Raw genomic sequence first — 18,264 nt, 5'->3', positions numbered from 1 at the left:
AAAGCGGCTCGGAAATCCGAGCCGCTTTCGTTGAGGGGAGGGAGGGAGTTGGCGGAGCGCTAGCCCACGTAGTCGGCGGCGTTGTCACCCGCTACGCGGCCGAAGGTGTAAATGTCGGCCATGGACGTGGAGCCCAGGCGGTTCGTGCCCATCTTGTGACCGGCCACCTCGCCTGCGGCGAACAGTCCGGGGATGGGGTTGCCGTCGGTATCGAGCACTTCGGCGTTCGGGTTGATGTGCAGGCCGCCCATGGTGTAGTGCACGGCCGGCTTGTAGGTCATGATGTAGTAGGGCGGCGTATCGACTTTGTGCATGGTGCCGCGATAGGCGAAATCGGGGTCGGAGCCGGCATCGACGTATTCGTTCCACTGCTCGATCGTCTTCGCAAGCGCGGCGGCGTCGATGCCGAAGGGCTCGCACGCCTCTTCGAGCGTGTCCGCCTTCGTGCAGAGCTTGCGTGAGGTGAGGTTCTCGAACTCGTCGGAATGGATGTCGACCACCTTGGTCTCGTCGGCTGCGGCCTGATCCCAGATCTCGTAGGCGCGCTCGTCGGTCTGCGCGAGAATGGCCTTCGACAGCACGTCGCGGCGGCCGAGCTCTTCCACGAAGCGCTTGCCTTCCTTGTTGAACATGACCGTGCGCTCGTCCAAGCGCATGTCGTCCAGGTACAGCAGCGCGCCCGTGTCCACGTCGCAGATGGGATAGGTTTGGATGAGCTCCATGTCCACCAGCTCCGCGCCGATGGCGGATGCCATGGTGAGGCCTTCGCCCTGCGCTCCCACCGAGTCGGTGGAGTTGAACTGCTCGCCGAACTCGGGGTTCGCCTGCGCGCGCATCTCGACGTTCGCGCCGAATCCGCCGCATGCCAGCACGACGGCTTTGCAGTCGAACGTGTACTCGTCGCCGGTGACGGTGTTCGTCGCCTTGATGCCGCTGATGCTTCCGCTTGCATCCTGCACGAGCGCGGTGGCTTTCGTGTTGTCGATGAGCGTGATGTCGTCGATCGACTGGGCGCGGGTGGTCAGCTTCGTCGTCATGGCGTTGCCGATGTGCCCCGAGGGGATGATGGAGCGCTTGACCGAATGGCCGCCGAAGAACAGCAGGTTGTGCTCCCAGGAGATGCCGCCCTCGTACGTGAGCCATTGCGCCGCATCGAACACGCCGTTTGCGATGACGTTCACCAGCTCCGGATCGCCGCGGTGGTCGCCGCCTTCCAGCATGTCGTTCGCCAGCTGCTCGGGGCTGTCGGCCAGGCCCGAGTTCTGCTGAATCCAGTTGCCGGGCACGGCCATCTCGCCGCCGGACAGCGCCGTGGAGCCGCCGAACACGCCCAGCTTCTCCATGAGCAGCACGTTCTGTCCCTTGTTGGCCGCGCTGATGGCGGCGGTGAACCCTGCGCCGCCCGCGCCCACGACCACCACGTCGTAGGCGGTGGGGATGTCGCTCGCCGGTTGCTGCACGGCCTTGTCGCGCTTCTTCCATTCCGACGATTTCTCGCCCGCCTTGTCCAACGCCTCGGCGACGGCGGTGAGGTACGCCATGCTGGACAAGGACGCGCCGGTGACGACGTCGACGTTCAGCGTTTGGTTGTCCACGATAAGCTTGCCCAGCTTCTCCATGCACACATCGCCCAAGCCTGCGGACTCGCGGGAATCCAGCACGTCGATGCGCTCGATGGCGCCGTCTTTCGTGACCACCTCGATCTGGATGGTGCCGTGCTTGCCCATGCCGCTGCCCACGGTGGCGACGCTCGCGTCCTCGGAAAGCTCTTTCGAGGCGCTTCCCGACGGAGCGCACCCGCCCAACGTCAGCGCGCCGCCCGCCGTTGCGAGCGCCGCACCGGTCAGAAACTGCCTGCGTGAAAGTCCTGTCATCGTGCTCATCCTCCTTGTTTCCAGTCCCGCCTCCCATGATGTGCCGACCTTTACGGCCGTTCTGTTCGGGACGACGAAAACATAGCACCGCGGCGGCGCGTCGGCCGCCTGATACGGGGTTCAATAGGTAACCCAACCCTGGTTTAAATCAGTAACCCCAGGCAAAACGCCCCGTGCGTCACGGGATTTCGAGGTAAGATGAAAAACCGGAAGTGCAGGGAGGGGAGGATCTGCATGAAGGATTTTTTCGACCGCTGGAAAGACATGCTGGTGCGCGTCGGCGCTTTGCCCGTTGCGTTTCTCGGCATCGGGCTGTATCGCGCGTGGCTTGCGACGTTCTTTCGCTACGATGCGTTCCCGACCATCGATTTCTTCGATTACGCTCTGTTCGAGGGCGCCATCGGCGTTGCGTCGTTCGCGGTGGTGTTTCTTGCGCGCCGCATCACGCCGCTCTGGTCGAATCGGGTCGCGGTGGGGCTGACCGCCGTCAGCATGGTGGGCGGGTCGATGCTGTGCGTGGTCGCGTGCTTCTGGGTGCAGATCGCGGCGCTCAAGTATGCGGGGCTCGTGTTGGCGGGCGCGGGTCTCGGATTGCTCATCCTCATGTGGGCGGAGTTTTTCGGCTCGCTCAATCCTATGCGCGTGGCCGCGTATTATGCCGGTGCCATCTTCTTGGGGGAAATTCTCAAGTGGCTGTTCAGCGGGCTCGATCCTGCGTACATCGCCGTGTTTTCCGTGGTGCTTCCGCTCGTCTCCCTCGATTGGGTGCGCCGTTCCATGAAGCGGCTGCCAGACATTGACCTGCCCAAACCCATGGGCAAGGCGGGGCTTTCCGAGGTTCCCTGGAAGCCTATTGCCCTCATGGGGATATGCACGTTCGCGACGGGGTTCGGCGTGCTGCCCGATCAGCCCTTGGTGGCGGGGAACATCGTGGGCACGATGCTGGTTGCGGCGTTCGTGTTCTTCGGCGTGCTTTCGTCGTCGAAGTGGTTCAACTTCGACACCATATACCAGCTGGCGTTCCCGCTCATGATCGTGGGGCTCCTGCTCATCGCGCCGCAGTTCTCGCTCGACTCGCAGACGGCGGCGGGTTGCTACGACGCCGGGTACACCATGCTGTCCATCTTCATCATGATCGTCTTGAGCAACATCGCGTATCGGTTCGGCATCTCGGCGGCCTGGCTGAACGGCATCGAGCGCGGCATCCGCTATCTGGTGGAGGCGGGCGGTTGGAGCCTGTTCGCGCTCACCTCGCTCTACCTGCCGCAAGACGCCGTCACGATGGTGCATCTGGGCATCGTGGCGATCGTGGCGCTGGCGTTCGCCGTGCTGTTCTTCACGGAGAAGCGGCTGTCGGCGAAATGGGGCATCAGCTTGAAGCAGAGTTCCGACGGCGACGACGTGTTCTCGCCGGGGCTGCTTGCCATGCGCGTGTCCGACCTGTCGCGCGAGCACAGCTTGAGCCCGCGCGAGGAGGAGGTGCTGCAGCTGCTCGCGCGCAAGGGAACCTCGACCCAGATCGAGGAGAACCTGTTCGTGGCGCGCGGTACGGTGAAGGCCCACACGAGCCGCATCTACCGCAAGCTGGGGGTGCACAGCCGCGACGAACTGTACGAGTTGTTGGGCATCGAGGACTGAAGAGGGATGGGGGCAAGCGCAATTATCGTGTAATCGGCTTTGAATTTCGATGACGAACGGGATAACGTCGGGCAGCGCGCCGTTCGGGTTTGCTATCATCGACCCCTATGACACGACATAAGAAACATGGATGGTTGAAGACGATGCTGGGTTTGGTGCTCGGGTGCATACTCGTGGTCGTTGCCGTGTTCGCGGTGACGAACGTGGTGACGGTCGCCACGACGAAGGACCGCATCGTCGAACCGCAGGCGGCCGAGGGCTTCGACGCCGATGCCGTCGTGGTGCTGGGCGCCTCCGTGTTCGCCGACGGCACGCCGTCGGGCATCTTGCAGGATCGCCTCGACGACGGCATCGCGCTGTACAAGGCGGGCGTGGCGCCGAAGCTCATCATGAGCGGCGACAACAGCACCGTGTCGTACAACGAGGTGCAGGTGATGAAGGACTACGCCATCTCCCAAGGCGTGCCCAGCCAGGACATCTTCTGCGACCACGCGGGCTTCTCCACGTACGAGAGCATGTACCGTGCGAAGAACGTGTTCGGGGCGCAGCGCATCGTGGTGGCCACCCAGACCTACCACCTGTACCGCGCGCTGTACGCCGCGCAGGGCCTCGGCCTCGAGGCCATCGGCGTGGCCAGCGACTACCACGACTATTCCAAGCAGTTCCAGTACGACCTGCGCGAGGTGCCCGCGCGCACCAAGGACTTCTTCAAGACGCTGTTCCAGGTGCCCTCGACGTTCGTGGGCGACCCCATCAGCCTCGACCAGTCCGGCGACGTCACCGAAGGCTGAGCGCGCGCAGCAGCGCCTGCGCTTCGCACGTTACCGGGTCGATGACGGGGATGCCGACCGCCTCTTCGAGCTGCGGCGCCAATCCGATGGTCGAGAATCCCGTGCACGCGAGCGCGATGACCGCCGCACCCTCGTCGCGCAGCTGCCGCGCGGTCGCGATCGCGGCCCGTCGACCTGCGGGCGTGTTCAGGTCGCGCGTGTCGCGCACGCCGTCGGGCACGAGGTCCGCCAGCAGGCGTTTCCCCAGGATGCGCGGGAACGCGGGCGGCGCGTCCGGCGTGATGCCGATGACGCCCACGGGCCCCTCGAAGCGCGCCGCGGCGGCGGCCACGCTCTCGCCGGCGCCCACCACCGGCACGCCCACGATGGCGCGCGCCTCGGCCACGCCGGGGTCGTCGGCGCAGCTCACGATGATGCCGTCGGCGCCCTGCTCGACCAGCTGGCAGGCGAGCGCCACCACCTTCGGCTCGGCCGCGCGCTTCGTGGCGGCGTCGTGCACGCCCTCGGGTTGGTCGGGAATGCACCGCGATACGGTGCGCACCTGCGGAAACGCGCGCTCGATGAGCTGTCCGTGCGCGTCCGTTCGTTCCCGGTCTTCCGTGATGACGCGGATGACGCCGACGGTGCAGGCGACGGTGCAGGGGGTATGCGGGGCAGGGTTCATGGCGCTCACTCGTACCTCTCGATGAGATCGATGAGGTCCTGCTTCGAATGCAGGGCCGTCTTTTCCAGAATGCGCCGCGTGTGCGTGCGCACGGTGCTCTCCGACACGAACAGCGCCTCGGCGATCACCTTGGCCGAGCGTCCGCGCGCCAGGTAGGGCAGCACCTCGGCCTCGCGCCGCGTCAGCCCGTAGTAGGCCGCTATCTGGTCGAACACGTCGCCGCCGGGCTCGTTGCCGGGCGCGTCGCCGGACGCGTTGCTGGATGCGTCCGCGGGCCCCTCGACGGGTTCGGCGGCAGACCTGGAAGCGGGTTGTGCGGCGGGGGCCTCGCCTTCCTGCTGCAGCGGGCACGCCGCTCCGCACGCCGCCGCGCAGCTGGGAGCCGCTTCGATTTCCGCCTCCCTCGCCTTCGCGGCGCCGAAGCTCAGAAACGAGAACCGGTTGCTGGTGTGCTGGAACAGCGCGAGCATGGCCAGCACGTAGATCGCGCCCACCGACACGCCGATGACCAGCATGGACGGGCTTTCGGGGATGAGCATCACCACGTAGCCGATGCCGATGCCCACGAGCCGCGCGATGATGGACACGCCGCGCACGATGCCGCCCACCACGAAGCCCGACACGCTGAAATCGTAGGCCGTGGACACCACCATGTACCAGATGATCACGTCGAACACGCCGTAGCAGGCGCTCATCACCATGTTGAGCTCCACGGGGTTCGTGCTCCAGAACACCGGCATGAGCGCGAACAGCACCACGAGGATGGGCACGATCACCTTGAACGTGAGCGCCAGGTCGGTGCGGCGGCGTGCGAACAGCACGAGCCCGATGAGCGCGACGGCGGCCACGATGTTGGCGATGAGCGGCAGCCGGTGCGCCTCGTAGGCGGAGTCCACCGACACCACGGTCATCTGCCACACGTAGCCGAACAGGCACGACAGCACGAGGCTGGCCACGATGAGGCTCACGAGCGAGCCGAGCGCCGTGCGGTACCGGCCCGAATCGGCGGCGAGGACGGCGCGCTCGTCAGGAACCTCGCGGTTGCAGCGCGTCAGGCACAGCTGCGACAGCACGGGCAGCGGCAGCATGAGCAGCAGCGCGGGCACGCCCAACTCCTCCGAGCAGAACGAGAACGCCACGAACAGCAGCGCGGTCAGCAGCAGCACCACGGGCAGGTAGAACGACGTGCGCGCGGGGTGCATGCGCCCGAGGCATTCGGCCCAGCTTCCCCAGAAGTAGCCGTACCCCACGCCGGCCAGCACCGCGCCCGCCACGAGCGGCAGGATGGCCAGCGACGCGGGCAGCAGCCCGACGCTCCCGGCGACGCCCGAGCCGGCCATTAGCCCGAGGCCCGCCACGATGCTCGCGGTGAACGCCGAAGGCGGCAGCTTGTCGTAGAAGGACGGGTCGCGCTCCATGCGCGACGCCACGACGAACAGCGTGGTCATGTTCGCCACGAAGGAGATGATCACGACGAGCGTCTGATATCCGGTGGAATGCACGGGTCCCGACAGCAGGATGGAGCTGCGGAACGTGAGCATGCTGCACGCCCAGAAGAACGCGAGACCGAGATGGCGGAGCCGCAGCGTCTTCCATACCATGCGCATGCTGCGTCGTTCGTTCGCTTCGGGCGGACACTCGGGCATGGGTCAGCAAACTCCCCTCGTTCGACGATACCGGGCTTGATTCGACGGGGGTCGCACGACCCCTGCTGCGGATAGCGCCTCCCTCGAAGCGCGCTGACGATACTATACCTCATCAGCCTAAACACCATTATCATCAATTATTGATGATAAGCAAGCGATTCACTGGGGTTAGGGTGTAGCGCCGACGAGAAAGGACGCCCGTGAACCCCGATGCGAACGCCGCAAACGCCCCTGCAACCCCTTTGGCTCCGCCCGCAGCCCTGCTGCGGAACGCCTGCGTGGACGCTGCGCCGCTGTTCGCGCCGCCGGGTTTCGAGGGCCCCGACGAGGCGGGCGAGCGCGGCTCGTGGGAAGCCATGGCGCATCTTGCCGGCGAGGCGGTGACGACGCCGCGTGCTGCAGCGCGGCGCGCGTTCGAGCGCGAGCTGTTGGTTGCGGGCTTGCCGCTGGCGGCGCTTCCGGTGGAGTCGCTTCACAAGCCGTGGTGCACGCCCGACGGCGTCATGCGCGCCTCGCGCGGCATGTACGGCGGCGAGTCGGCGCAGCACGTGCGGGCGCTGTGCGACGCATGCGGGCTGAGCGTGCCCCCGGCGTTCGCGGCGATGCCCGATCATCTGACGCTGCTGTTGGAGCTGCTCGCGTTCTTTCTCGAAGCCGGCGCGGAGCCTTCGGCCCGCATGCTGGTGCACGACCACTTCGATTGGCTGGGGGCCTACGACGCGACGCTTGCTGCACGAGCGGAGCAGGCTGTAGGCGCCCCGGCCTTCGACGAGGAGAAGCGCCGCGACCTTGCGGAGGGCATCGCTTTCATGCGCGGTGTCGTTCGCTCGATCGACGGGGCCGTGCACGGATGGGCCGAAGGCGCGGCGTGAGGGCAACGCGCCGGCAGGGAGGGCGCTGCGGCTCGGCCGCAGCGTATGAAGACGAGAAGCAAGGAGGAGGAATGTTCGAATCTCAGGTTTCGCGCAGAACGTTTCTGAAGGGATCGGCGGCAGCGGCGGGCACGCTCGCGGCAGTCGGATCGCTTTCGTTGGGCGCGTGGCGCACCGACCGCGCCCATGCGGCCGGCGGCGATCGCGCCGTCACGCCGTCGCTGTGCAACGGCTGTTCCAGCAAGTGCGGCCTCATGGCCACCACGCTGGGAGGCTCGCTGTTCACGTTGAACGGCATCGAGCAGCATCCGTATTCCAAGGGCAAGCTGTGCGCCCGCGGACACGGGTTCGCCCAGATGGCGTACAGCGAGGACCGCGTCACGCAGCCGCTGCGCCGCACGGAGAGCGGCGAGTTCGAGCCCATCGACTGGGACACCGCGTATCGGGAGATCGGCGAGAAGGTGCAGGCCATCATCGCCGCGAACGGCTCCGAGTCGCTGGCGCTCATCCACGACCCGCGCCCGTCGGGCAAGTACTACACGAAGCGCTTCATGAACGCGCTGGGCTCGGCCAACATCTACACGCACGCAGCCGCGTGCAACCTGTCGAAGGAAGCCGGCCTCACCGAGACCATCGGCGCGTCGAACTACTCGGTTGATTTCGGTTCGTGCAAGATGGTCGTGTTCATCGGCCGCAGCTACGGCGACGGCATCCGCCCGTCCCACGCCATGAGCCTGGCCGATGTCGCCGAGGCCGGCACCCGCGTCGTCATCGTGGACCCGCGCCTCAACAACGCGGGCATCTTCGCCACCGACTGGGTGCCCGTCAACCCCGGCACCGACCTGGCGCTGCTCATGGGCATCTGCAACGTGCTCATCGAGGAGGACCTCTACGATCACGGGTTCGTCGAGCAGCACACGGTGGGCTTCGAGGAATTCGCCGCCCAGGCGAAGGACTGCACGCCCGAGTGGGCAGAGAAGATCTGCGACGTGCCCGCCGACACCATCCGCGAGCTGGCGCAGGCGCTGGCCAAGGCCGCCCCGGCCGCAGCCGTCGAGCCCAGCTGGCGCGCCGCGTTCGGCTGCGCGTACAAGAACTCGTTCGACACCGCGCGCGCCGTGACGGCCGTCAACACCCTGCTGGGCTCGTGGGGCCAGAAGGGCGGCGCGCTCATCACCGGCTCGCCCAAAGCCGGCAAGATCGACGACGAGCGCTTCGTCGATCCGCCGAAGCCCGAAGGCAAGCGCATCGGCGACAAGGAGTACGGCGCGGTGAGCAGCTCCGGCTCGAACATCGCCGCCCTCGAAGCCGCCCTCGACGGCCGCATCAAGGGCATGTTCTTCTACAACTCCAACGCGGCGAAGGGCTACGCCCAGCCGAAGGTGTGGTCCGAGGCGTTCGAGAAGCTCGACCTCATGGTGGCCATCGACGTGCAGCTGTCCGAGACGGCCATGCAGGCCGACTACGTGCTGCCCGAGTGCACCTACCTCGAGCGCATGGAGGCGCCCGACTACATCGGCGGCAAGAAGCAGTTCGTGGCGCTGCGCGCGCAGGCGCTCGACCGCGTGCACCCCGACACGAAGCCGTGCGACGAGATCTTCACCGGCCTCGCGCAGGCGTGCGGCGTGGGCCAGTACTTCGACTTCACCGTGGAGGACCTGGCGAAGGCCGAGATGGACACGCTGGGCGTGAGCATGGACGAGCTCAAGGAGAAGGGCATCGTCGAAGTGACGTCCAAGGCGTTCGAATACGGCGTGCCCACGTTCAAGACTCCCACCGAGAAGTACCAGTTCACCAGCGAGAAGGCGGGCGCCGCGGGTCTGAACCCGGTCATCGGCTACGTGGAGCGCCTCGTCATGCCCCAGGGCGACGAGCTGCACTTCATCGGCGGCAAGCAGTCCATCCACTCCCACACCATGACGCAGAACGTCGAGGCCCTCAACGCCATCTCGCGCGAGTACAACCTCGAGCGCGTGTGGATGAGCGCGAAGGACGCCGCCGAGCGCGGCATCGCCGACGGCGACCTCGTGGAGGTGGCGTCGAGTGAGTACGCCGACCAGGTGCGGTGCAAGGTGACCGAGCGCCTCAAGCCGGGCGTGCTGTACCTGCCCACGCACTACGGCGGATCGTCGCCGTACCAGTCGCGCGCGTACGAGTACGGCATCAGCATGACGGAGTTCGTGCCGTTCCACGGCGGCGAGCCGGGCGTCGGTTCGACCATGAGCCAGGAAGTGGCGGTCACGGTGAAGAAGGTGGAGGCATAACATGGCACGGTACGGAATGCTCATCAACACGAAGAAGTGTGTGGGATGCTACGCCTGCCGCGTGGCCTGCCAGATGATCAACGGCCTGGACTCCGACAAGGCGTTCATCCACTACGAGGAGCTGGAGACGGGGTCGTACCCCAGCGTGTACGCCGAGAACGTTCCCGTGCAGTGCATGCACTGCGAGGACGCCCCCTGCGCGTCGGTGTGCCCGACGCACGCGACGTACACCACCGACTCGGGCGTGGTGCTCGTGGAGGAAGAGAAGTGCATCGGCTGCAAGTACTGCATGGCGGCGTGCCCCTACGGCGTGCGCGTCCAGCTGCACTCCGGCGTGGTCGAGAAGTGTCGTTTCTGCTGGTACGAGGGCGAGCCGGGCAACCCGCCGGCGTGCGTGGGCACCTGCATCACGAACGCCCGCATCTTCGGCGACCTCGACGACCCCGAGAGCGAGATCTCGAAGGCCATCGCGAAGTACAACGCGCAGCCGCTCGCGAGCAACCTGACCGAATCCAAGATCTACTACGTGAGGTGATGAACAATGGTATGGGGACCCCTTATCGCTTGGTACCTGTTTCTGGCCGGCGCGTCGGCCGGCGCGTTCCTGACGTCCGCGTTCGTCGAGGCCAAGTATCCTGACAGCGTGAAGATGCGCGTGGCCGGCCGCATCATCGCTCCCGTGTTTCTGGCCATCGGCCTGGTCATGCTGATCTTCGACGCGGAAGCCGGCCTGTACAACCCGCTGCGCTTCTTCTGGCTCATCGCGAACCCCGGTTCCGTGATGACGCTGGGCGTGTACTTCATCTGCGTGTTCATGCCCGTGGCGTTGGTTTCGGCGCTGCTGGAGATCCTCAAGAAGCCCGTGCCGAAGTGGCTCACGTGGATCGGCGTGGTTGCCGCGTTCTCGGTGGCCGCCTACACCGGCTTCCTGCTGGGCGTGGTGAAGGCGTACCCGCTGTGGAACAACGCGGTGCTGCCCATCCTGTTCGTGGTGTCGGCGCTGTCGGCGGGCCTCGCGGCCACGTCGCTCGTGGGCCCGCTGGTGGATCGCGAGCGCTTCGAGCAGATGTGGCTCATCAAGAAGTCGCACGTCATCCTGTCGGCCATCGAGATGGTGGTGCTCGCCACGATGCTCATCATCGTGAGCGCAGGCAGCGTCGAGGGCGCGGCGTCGGTGCAGTCGCTGATCATGGGGCAGTACGCCCCGGCGTTCTGGGGCGGCATCGTGCTGCTGGGCCTCGTGGCGCCGTTCCTCATCGAGGGCTACCCGGTGTTCGTCACGAAGCGCGTCGAGACGTCCATGACCTCGATGGCCGTGAGCGTCATCGGCGAGGCCGGCGTGCTGGTGGGCGGCTTCCTGCTGCGCCTGCTGGTCATTCTGGCCGCGCTGCCGGTGCTGTACCTGTAAGTCGCACGATCCGCAGGGTGCCGCAACCCCCTCCGCGGCGCCCTCATGAGGCCCCCTCGCCGAGAACCGGCGAGGGGGCCGCTTTCGCGTTATGCGAGCCGAATCGCGCCGCCGTGGGGGAGGGTCGTCCCCGTCCGAGGGCCCGAAATGGCAGAAATCGCCTCAAATGTATAGATTCTCGCTGCTTGCGGCTGTCTGCTGCCTGCAAAACCCCAGGTCGCCTCTTTCCCCCTCAGCCTCGCGGCTCGAAAATCCATACATTTGGCGCGTTCTCTGCCAGTTTGCCGCGCTAGCGGTACTTCTCGATGAGGTCGATGACCTGTTGCTTGGAGTGCAGGTCGGTTTTCTCGAGGATGCGGCGGGTGTGGGTGCGGATGGTGTTCTCGGACACGAACAGCGCATCGGCGATGACGCGCGCCGACCGCCCGCGCGCGATGAAGGGCAGCAACTCGGCCTCGCGGCGCGTCAGGCTGAAGTCCTCGGCGATCATCTCGAACGCCGCCTCCTCGCTGAGGGGGGCCGGCGCGGCGGGCTCGTCGCCCGCCTCCGCGTCGGCCAGCGGCTTGGGTGCTGCCGCGGTCGCAGGCGCGGGCACGGCAGCGGCCGCGGGCTCGGCCGGGGTCGCCGCGGCGGCTGCCGTCGGCGCGGCCGTCTCGGACTCCGGCTCCTCCGCGGCAACGATCGGCGCGCCCCGGCGCCGCGTGCGGTAGAACAGCCCCAGCATGGCCAGCACGTACACCGCGCCCACCGACACGCCCACGATCAGCAGCGACGGGCTTCCGGGGATAAGCATGAGCAGGTAGCCGATGCCGATGCCCAGCAGCCGCGCCAGGATGGACAGCGCGCGCACGAGGCCGCCGATGACGAAGCCCGACACGGCGAAGTCGTAGGCGGTCGATGCCACCATGTACCAGATGATCACGTCGAACACCCCGTAGCTCGCGCTCATGATGACGTTGAGCGCCACGGGGTTCGTCTCCCAGAAAAACGGCAGCACGGCGAACAGGATGACGATCACCGGCACGATGACGCTGAAGGCCAGCGCCAGATCCAACCGCTTGTGCGCGTACAGCACGAGGCCGATCAGGCACACGGCCACCACGAGGTTCGCCACGAGCGGCGCCTGGTGCGCCTCGTTCACCGACCCCACCGACAGCACGGTCATCTCCCATACGAGGCCGAACAGCAGCGACAGCACGAGGCTGGCCACGATGAGCGAGACGAGCGACGCGAGCGCCGTCAGGTAGCGCTTCGAGTTCACCGTGCGCGCGTAGCGCCCGTCGGGCACCTCCGCATGGCAGCGCTTCAGGCACACGAGCGACAGGATGGGCAGGGGCAGCATGAGCGCGAGCGGCGGCACGCTCTCGTACTCGGCCGCCAGCGAGACGAGCAGGAACAGGGCCGCCGTCAGCAGGAACGACATCGGCACGTAGAACGACGTGCGCGAGGGGTGCATCCGCCCGAGGTACTCCGCCCAGCTTCCCCAGAAGTAGCCGTAGCCGACGCCGGTCAGCACCGAGCCACCCACGAGCAGCGCCATCATCGCGCCGCCCGAGCCGGTGTGCCCTGCCACGTCGATGACCACGAGGCCCGCGACGATGAATGCGCAGAACAGCCAGCCGGGCAGCCGGTCGAAGGTGCGGGGGTCGCGCTCCATGAACGCGGCGATGGCGAACAGGGTGGTCATGTTCGCGATGAACGAGATGAGCACGACGAGCGTCTCGAGCTCCGGCGTGTTGGCGGGCCCTTGCAGCAGGATGGAGCTGCGGAAGGTGAGCATGCTGCACGCCCAGAAAAAGGCGAGGCCGACATGGCGGAACCGCAACGTCTTCCACACCATGCGCATGCTGCGTCGGTCGCGCGCAACCGCCAGCCGAGTGCTCAAACCAAGCCCCCTATCAGGCAAAACATTCAAATCACCAGAAACTGATTACCCGGCCCGCTCGCATCGCGCCTAGGATGGGCCACGTCGAGAAAGGACGAACCGTGCCCGTTACGAAGAACACAGCCTCCCTATTATCGCTCATCGCGCCGCTGTTTTCCTACCTGAAGGATGAGGATTACGGTCATGTGCTGCAAAACGCGGCTTGGCAGGATGTGCGCGTTGCGGCGGGCCCCTCGTTGGGTGAAGCGCTCGCGCTCCCGGCGTGGGAGGCGCGTTCATCGTTCCAGAACGAGCTGCTGGTGTCGGGCATGCCGCTGGCCGCGATGCCGGTGGAGTCGCTGTACAAGGCGTGGTCCGCGCAGGAGGGCAACGCGTTCGACGCCACCCGGGGGCTGTACCTGGGCGATCCGGCTCGGCATCTCGGCGCGGTGTACGAGCAGCTGGCCATCCGCGTGCCCGAGGCGTTCGCCTCGATGCCCGACCACCTGACGCTCGAGCTGGAGCTGCTGGCGCTGCTGCTGGAGGCGGGAAACGACGCCGCCGCCCGCCAGCTGGTAACCGACCACTTCGACTGGCTGGGCGACTACGACGCCGCGCTGGCCGATCGCGCCGACATGGTGGCGCACAACGGGGCGCTCGTGCCCGCACGCCGCCGGAACCTGCTGGACGGCATCGCGTTCTTGCGGGCGCTCACGGCGCTGGCGAACAGGATAACCCTCTCCGTCCTGGACGGGCGCGACGCATCGCTTCGCGCCTGCGCTCAGGGCGACAGGCGATAGACAAGACGAGTGAACGGCAAGAAAGGGAGGAAAGGAATGAGGGAGACAACGGTATCGCGTAGAACGTTTCTCAAGGGTTCGGCCGCAACGGCCGCGCTCGCCTGCGCGGCGGGTTCCATCTCGCTCGGCTCATGGCAGGCGGAGCGCGCCGTAGCGGCCGAACCGGGCGCGACCAAAACGGCTCCGTCGCTGTGCAACGGCTGCTCCAGCAAGTGCGGGCTCGTGGCCACCACGGTGGACGGCCAGCTGTGGACGCTCAAGGGCAACGAGGCGCACCCGTACGCGAAGGGGCGCATCTGCGGTCGCGGCCACGGCCTGGCCCAGATGGCGTACTCCGACGAGCGCGTGACGCAGCCCCTGCGCCGCAAGGACGACGGCTCGTTCGAGCCCATCGACTGGGACACCGCGTTTCAGGAGATCGGCGAGAAGACGAAGGCCCTCATCGCGCAGAGCGGCCCCGAGTCGCTGGCCATCATCCAGGACCCGCGCCCCTCGGGCAAGCAGTACTCCGCCCGCTTCATGAACGCGCTGGGCTCGGCGAACGTGTACGCGCACTCCTCGTCGTGCAACCTGTCGAAGGAGAGCGCCTACCAGCTGACCATCGGCGCCACGGGCTACTCGAACGACTTCGCCAACGCCAAGATGGTCATGTTCATCGGCCGCAGCTACGGCGACGGCATCCGTCCCTCGTCGGTGCAGAGCCTGGCCGACGCGGCCGAGAACGGCACGCGCGTGGTCATCGTCGACCCGCGCCTCAACAACTCCGGCATCTTCGCCAGCGATTGGGTGCCCATCAATCCCGGCACCGACCTGGCGCTGCTCATGGCCATGGCGAACGTGCTCATCGAGGAGGACCTGTACGACCACGATTTCGTGGAGCAGTACACCTCCGGCTTCGACGAGTTCGCCGCGCAGGCCAAGGAGTACACGCCGGCCTGGGCCGAGAAGATCACCGACATCCCGGCGGCCACCATCGAAGAGCTTGCCCGTGCCATGGCGAAGGCGGCCCCGGCGGCCTCCATCGAGTCGGGCTGGCGCGCCGTCATCGGCTGCTCGTACAACAACTCGTTCGACACGGCGCGCGCCGCGACGGCCATCAACGCGCTGCTGGGCAGCTGGGGCGCGAAGGGCGGCGCGCTGCTGACGTCCTCGCCGAAGGCCGGCACCATCGAGGACGCCCGCTTCAAGGCGCCCGCGAAGCCCGAGGCCAAGCGCGTGGGCGATCAGGAGTACCCGCTGGCCCTCGCCAGCGCCGGCACGAACATCGCCGCGCTGCAGGCCATGCTCGACGGTACGATGAAGGGCGTGTTCTTCTACAACTCGAACGCCGCGAAGGGCTATGCGCAGCCGAAGAAGTGGGCCGAGGCCCTCGAGAAGGCCGAGCTCGTGGTGACCATCGACGTGCAGATGTCCGAGACCGCGCTGCAGTCCGATTACGTGCTGCCCGAGGTGACCTACCTCGAGCGCCTCGAGCTTCCCGAGTTCGTGGGCGGCAAGAAGCACTACGTGGGCATGCGCACGGTGGTGCTGGACAAGATCCACCCCGACACGAAGACGTGCGACGAGATATTCAACGGCCTGGCCGAAGCCTGCGGCGTGGGCGAGTACTTCCAGTTCACCGCCGAGGACTGGGCCGAAGCCCAGCTGGCAACCGTGGGCGTGACGCTCGACCAGATCAAGCAGGACGGCGTGGTGGAGCTGCCCGACCCGGGCTTCAAGTACGGCGTGCCCGCGTTCAAGACGGCGTCGGGCACGTTCGAGTTCAAAACCGACAAGGTGGGCGAGGCCGGCCTCAACCCGGTGATCGGCTGGGTGCCGCGCAAGGTGACGCCGAAGGACGGCGAGTTCTCCATCATCGGCGGCAAGCAGGGCATCCACTCCCACACCATGACGCAGAACATCGCCGCGCTCAACGCCATCTCGCGCGAGTACCACATGGAGCGCCTGTGGATGGCCGCGCGCGACGCTCGGGATCTGGGCATCGAGACGGGCGACACGGTGGAGGTGTCGTCGAGCGAGCATACCGGCCAGGTGGAGGTGCGCGTGACGCAGCGCCTCAAGCCCGGCGTGGTGTTCCTGCCCACGCACTACGGCGGAGACTCGCCGCAGCAGACGCGCGCGTATCAGTACGGCATCAGCCTGAACGACTTCATCCCCCTCGACGCCGAGCCGGGCGTGGGCTCCATGATGAGCCAGGAAGTAGCCGTCACGGTGAAGAAGGTGGAGGCATAACATGGCACGCTACGGAATGCTCATCAACACGAAGAAGTGCGTCGGCTGCTCGGCCTGCCGCATCGCCTGCCAGATGAAGAACCATCTGGAACCCGAGGAATCGTTCATCACGTATCACGAGATCGAGACGGGGGAGTACCCCAACGTCTACAACGAGATCGTCCCCACCCAGTGCATGCACTGCGAGGACGCTCCCTGCGCTGCCGTCTGCCCGACGCACGCCACCTATATCACCGATTCCGGCGTGGTACTGGTGGACGAGAACAAGTGCATCGGCTGCAAGTACTGCATGGCCGCGTGCCCCTACCAGGCACGCATCGTGCAGGAGAAGACCGGCGTGGTGGAGAAGTGCCGCTTCTGCTGGGACGGCGAGAACCCGGGCAACCCGCCCGCGTGCGTGGGAACCTGCATCTCGGGCGCGCGCATCTTCGGCGACCTGGACGATCCCGAGAGCGAGATCAACCAGGCCATCGCGCAGTACCATGCGCAACCGCTCGGCAGCAATCTGACCGTATCCAAGATCTACTACGTGAGGTGATGAACCATGGTTTGGGGACCTATGATCGCTTGGTACCTGTTTTTGGCCGGCGCGTCGGCGGGAGCGTTCCTGACGTCCGCGTTCGTCGAAGCCAAGTACCCTGAGAGCGTGAAGATGCGCGTCGCTGGCCGCATCATCGCTCCCGTGTTCGTCGGCATCGGCCTGCTGATGCTCATGCTGGACGCCGAAGCCGGGCTCATGAACCCGCTGCGCTTCTTCTGGCTCGTCTCGAACCCCGGTTCGGTGATGACGCTGGGCGTGTACTTCATCTGCGTGTACATGCCGGTGGCCCTCGTGGTGGCGCTGCTTGAGATCCTCAAGAAGCGCGTGCCGAAGTGGCTCACGTGGATCGGCATCGTGGCGGCGTTCGCCGTGGCGGCCTACACCGGCTTCCTGCTGGGCGTCGTGAAGGCGTACCCGCTGTGGAACAACGCCGTCCTGCCTATCCTGTTCGTGGTGTCGGCATTGTCGGCGGGCCTCGCGGCCACGTCGCTCGTGGGCCTCATCGTGGATCGCGAGCGTTTCGAGCAGATGTGGCTCATCAAGAAGTCGCACGTCATCCTGTCGGCCATCGAGATGGTGGTGCTCGCCACGATGCTCATCATCGTCGCGGCGGGCAGCTTCGAGGGCGCGGCGTCCGTGCAGTCGCTCGTGGCCGGGCAGTACGCGCCGGCGTTCTGGGGCGGCATCGTGCTGCTGGGTCTCGTGGCGCCGTTCCTCATCGAGGGCTACCCGGTGTTCATCGCGAAGCGCGTCGAGACGTCGACCACCTCGCTCGTGGTGAGCGTCATCGGCGAGGCCGGCGTGCTGGTGGGCGGCTTCATGCTGCGCCTGCTGGTCATCCTGGCCGCGCTGCCGGTGCTGTTCCTGTAGTTCGCTTACGCTGCTTATCCGCGCGTCCCGCCACCCCCCCCGGCGGGACGCGGGCGGCCCGATCCCCTTCGGAGCCGCCGTTCCCCCTCCCCAGGGCGTCGCGCATCCCCCTCCGCGTGGCGCCCGCCTGTTTTCAGACGAATCGAGGTGCCATCCATGGAAGACTCCCACGTTCCGCATTGGGGCATGGTCATCGACCTTGCGAAGTGCGTCGGGTGCGACTCGTGCACCGTCGCATGCAAGGCCGAGAACCGCACGCCTCCCGGCATCACGTACAACGTGGTGCTCGAGCAGGAGACGGGCACGTACCCCAACGTGCGCATCGAGACGGTGCCGCGTCCCTGCATGCAGTGCGAGAACCCGGCGTGCGTGTCGGTGTGCCCGGTGCGCGCCACGTACCGCGGCGAAGACGGCATCGTCGTGATCGACGCCGACCGGTGCATCGGCTGCAAGTACTGCATCGCCGCCTGCCCCTACGGCGCGCGCTCGGCCGACGAGGGCTCGTCGTACGCGCTTGAGATGCAGGCCGCCGACCAGGTGACCGCGCCCGAGTACGGCGTGGATCGCGGCGCGCGCGGCGCGTACGGCACGGTGCGCAAGTGCACGTTCTGCGCGCACCGCATCGCCGAGGGCGAGGCGCCCGCGTGCTGCGAGACGTGTATCGGCGATGCGCGGTACTTCGGCGACTTGAACGACCCATCCTCGAAGGTGGCGCGGCTGGCGGCCTCGCCGCGGGCGTTCCGCCTGCGCGAGGAGCTGGGCACGAACCCGTCTGTCTACTACTTGAAATGAGCGAGGTG

At 66.7% G+C, this 18,264-nt stretch carries 15 protein-coding genes; 11 read left to right on the top strand and 4 right to left on the bottom strand.

The features are described 5' to 3' along the window. Positions 1-59 precede the first annotated feature (59 nt). Complete coding sequence (locus H8S61_RS05660) at positions 60-1,874, bottom strand: flavocytochrome c (protein ID WP_186938270.1); 1,815 nt, start codon at positions 1,872-1,874, stop codon at positions 60-62. Between the two features lie 234 nt (positions 1,875-2,108). Between H8S61_RS05660 and H8S61_RS05655 the strand changes: the two genes are divergently transcribed. Then, entirely contained in the window at positions 2,109-3,512 is a 1,404-nt protein-coding gene (locus tag H8S61_RS05655) for a helix-turn-helix domain-containing protein (protein ID WP_186938269.1), read from the top strand. Between the two features lie 143 nt (positions 3,513-3,655). Continuing rightward, entirely contained in the window at positions 3,656-4,303 is a 648-nt protein-coding gene (locus tag H8S61_RS05650; protein ID WP_186938537.1) for a SanA/YdcF family protein, read from the top strand. Here H8S61_RS05650 and H8S61_RS05645 read toward each other — a convergent pair. Together H8S61_RS05645 and H8S61_RS17620 are read right to left on the bottom strand one after the other, a co-directional pair. Further along, a complete protein-coding gene (locus tag H8S61_RS05645) occupies positions 4,290-4,967 on the bottom strand; it encodes an aspartate/glutamate racemase family protein (protein ID WP_186938536.1) in 678 nt (225 codons plus the stop codon). The genes H8S61_RS05650 and H8S61_RS05645 overlap by 14 nt on opposite strands. Positions 4,968-4,972: 5 nt before the next feature. After that, positions 4,973-6,574: a helix-turn-helix transcriptional regulator gene (locus H8S61_RS17620; protein ID WP_186938268.1), complete on the bottom strand. Its 1,602-nt coding sequence runs from the start codon at positions 6,572-6,574 to the stop codon at positions 4,973-4,975. A gap of 317 nt (positions 6,575-6,891) precedes the next feature. Between H8S61_RS17620 and H8S61_RS05635 the strand changes: the two genes are divergently transcribed. The 4 genes from H8S61_RS05635 (at position 6,892) to nrfD (H8S61_RS05620) (ending at position 11,157) form a co-directional block, all read left to right on the top strand. Continuing rightward, on the top strand, positions 6,892-7,485 hold the full coding sequence (locus H8S61_RS05635) for a molecular chaperone TorD family protein (protein WP_186938267.1): 594 nt from the start codon (positions 6,892-6,894) through the stop codon (positions 7,483-7,485). Positions 7,486-7,556: 71 nt separating this feature from the next. Beyond that, the gene (locus tag H8S61_RS05630; RefSeq protein ID WP_186938266.1) at positions 7,557-9,749 is read left to right on the top strand and encodes a molybdopterin-containing oxidoreductase family protein; all 2,193 of its coding nucleotides are present in this window, start codon (positions 7,557-7,559) and stop codon (positions 9,747-9,749) included. 1 nt (position 9,750) lies between these two features. Then, positions 9,751-10,284, top strand: a complete 534-nt coding sequence (locus tag H8S61_RS05625; RefSeq protein WP_160941886.1) for a 4Fe-4S dicluster domain-containing protein — start codon at positions 9,751-9,753, stop codon at positions 10,282-10,284. Between the two features lie 6 nt (positions 10,285-10,290). Next, positions 10,291-11,157 carry an NrfD/PsrC family molybdoenzyme membrane anchor subunit gene (nrfD, locus tag H8S61_RS05620; protein WP_186938265.1) on the top strand — a complete coding sequence of 289 codons (867 nt, stop codon included), beginning with the start codon at positions 10,291-10,293 and terminating at the stop codon, positions 11,155-11,157. 289 nt (positions 11,158-11,446) lie between these two features. Here nrfD (H8S61_RS05620) and H8S61_RS05615 read toward each other — a convergent pair whose 3' ends face one another. Beyond that, a complete protein-coding gene (locus tag H8S61_RS05615) occupies positions 11,447-13,042 on the bottom strand; it encodes a helix-turn-helix domain-containing protein (RefSeq protein WP_186938264.1) in 1,596 nt (531 codons plus the stop codon). 101 nt (positions 13,043-13,143) lie between these two features. Between H8S61_RS05615 and H8S61_RS05610 the strand changes: the two genes are divergently transcribed. The 5 genes from H8S61_RS05610 (at position 13,144) to H8S61_RS05590 (ending at position 18,256) form a co-directional block, all read left to right on the top strand. After that, on the top strand, positions 13,144-13,821 hold the full coding sequence (locus tag H8S61_RS05610; RefSeq protein ID WP_186938263.1) for a molecular chaperone TorD family protein: 678 nt from the start codon (positions 13,144-13,146) through the stop codon (positions 13,819-13,821). A 36-nt stretch (positions 13,822-13,857) separates the two neighbouring features. Continuing rightward, positions 13,858-16,053, top strand: coding sequence for a molybdopterin-containing oxidoreductase family protein (locus H8S61_RS05605; RefSeq protein WP_186938262.1), 2,196 nt, complete (start codon positions 13,858-13,860; stop codon positions 16,051-16,053). A gap of 1 nt (position 16,054) precedes the next feature. Then, complete coding sequence (locus tag H8S61_RS05600; protein ID WP_154333541.1) at positions 16,055-16,591, top strand: 4Fe-4S dicluster domain-containing protein; 537 nt, start codon at positions 16,055-16,057, stop codon at positions 16,589-16,591. A gap of 6 nt (positions 16,592-16,597) precedes the next feature. Further along, positions 16,598-17,464 carry an NrfD/PsrC family molybdoenzyme membrane anchor subunit gene (gene nrfD, locus H8S61_RS05595; protein ID WP_160941881.1) on the top strand — a complete coding sequence of 289 codons (867 nt, stop codon included), beginning with the start codon at positions 16,598-16,600 and terminating at the stop codon, positions 17,462-17,464. 156 nt (positions 17,465-17,620) lie between these two features. After that, the gene (locus tag H8S61_RS05590) at positions 17,621-18,256 is read left to right on the top strand and encodes a 4Fe-4S dicluster domain-containing protein (protein WP_186938261.1); all 636 of its coding nucleotides are present in this window, start codon (positions 17,621-17,623) and stop codon (positions 18,254-18,256) included. Positions 18,257-18,264 lie beyond the last annotated feature (8 nt).

Origin of the sequence: Eggerthella hominis (assembly GCF_014287365.1) — a bacterium.
Taxonomy (GTDB): domain Bacteria; phylum Actinomycetota; class Coriobacteriia; order Coriobacteriales; family Eggerthellaceae; genus Eggerthella; species Eggerthella guodeyinii.
The sequence above is the reverse complement of the archived record's forward strand: the minus strand, read 5'-3'. Positions and strand labels throughout refer to the sequence as shown.

Coding starts and splice junctions, on each gene's coding strand:
- H8S61_RS05660 (WP_186938270.1), bottom strand. CDS start 1,874: ATGACAGGACTTTCACGCAGGCAGTTTCTGACCGGTGCGGCGCTCGCA.
- H8S61_RS05655 (WP_186938269.1), top strand. CDS start 2,109: ATGAAGGATTTTTTCGACCGCTGGAAAGACATGCTGGTGCGCGTCGGC.
- H8S61_RS05650 (WP_186938537.1), top strand. CDS start 3,656: ATGCTGGGTTTGGTGCTCGGGTGCATACTCGTGGTCGTTGCCGTGTTC.
- H8S61_RS05645 (WP_186938536.1), bottom strand. CDS start 4,967: ATGAACCCTGCCCCGCATACCCCCTGCACCGTCGCCTGCACCGTCGGC.
- H8S61_RS17620 (WP_186938268.1), bottom strand. CDS start 6,574: ATGCGCATGGTATGGAAGACGCTGCGGCTCCGCCATCTCGGTCTCGCG.
- H8S61_RS05630 (WP_186938266.1), top strand. CDS start 7,557: ATGTTCGAATCTCAGGTTTCGCGCAGAACGTTTCTGAAGGGATCGGCG.
- H8S61_RS05625 (WP_160941886.1), top strand. CDS start 9,751: ATGGCACGGTACGGAATGCTCATCAACACGAAGAAGTGTGTGGGATGC.
- nrfD (WP_186938265.1), top strand. CDS start 10,291: ATGGTATGGGGACCCCTTATCGCTTGGTACCTGTTTCTGGCCGGCGCG.
- H8S61_RS05605 (WP_186938262.1), top strand. CDS start 13,858: ATGAGGGAGACAACGGTATCGCGTAGAACGTTTCTCAAGGGTTCGGCC.
- H8S61_RS05600 (WP_154333541.1), top strand. CDS start 16,055: ATGGCACGCTACGGAATGCTCATCAACACGAAGAAGTGCGTCGGCTGC.
- nrfD (WP_160941881.1), top strand. CDS start 16,598: ATGGTTTGGGGACCTATGATCGCTTGGTACCTGTTTTTGGCCGGCGCG.
- H8S61_RS05590 (WP_186938261.1), top strand. CDS start 17,621: ATGGAAGACTCCCACGTTCCGCATTGGGGCATGGTCATCGACCTTGCG.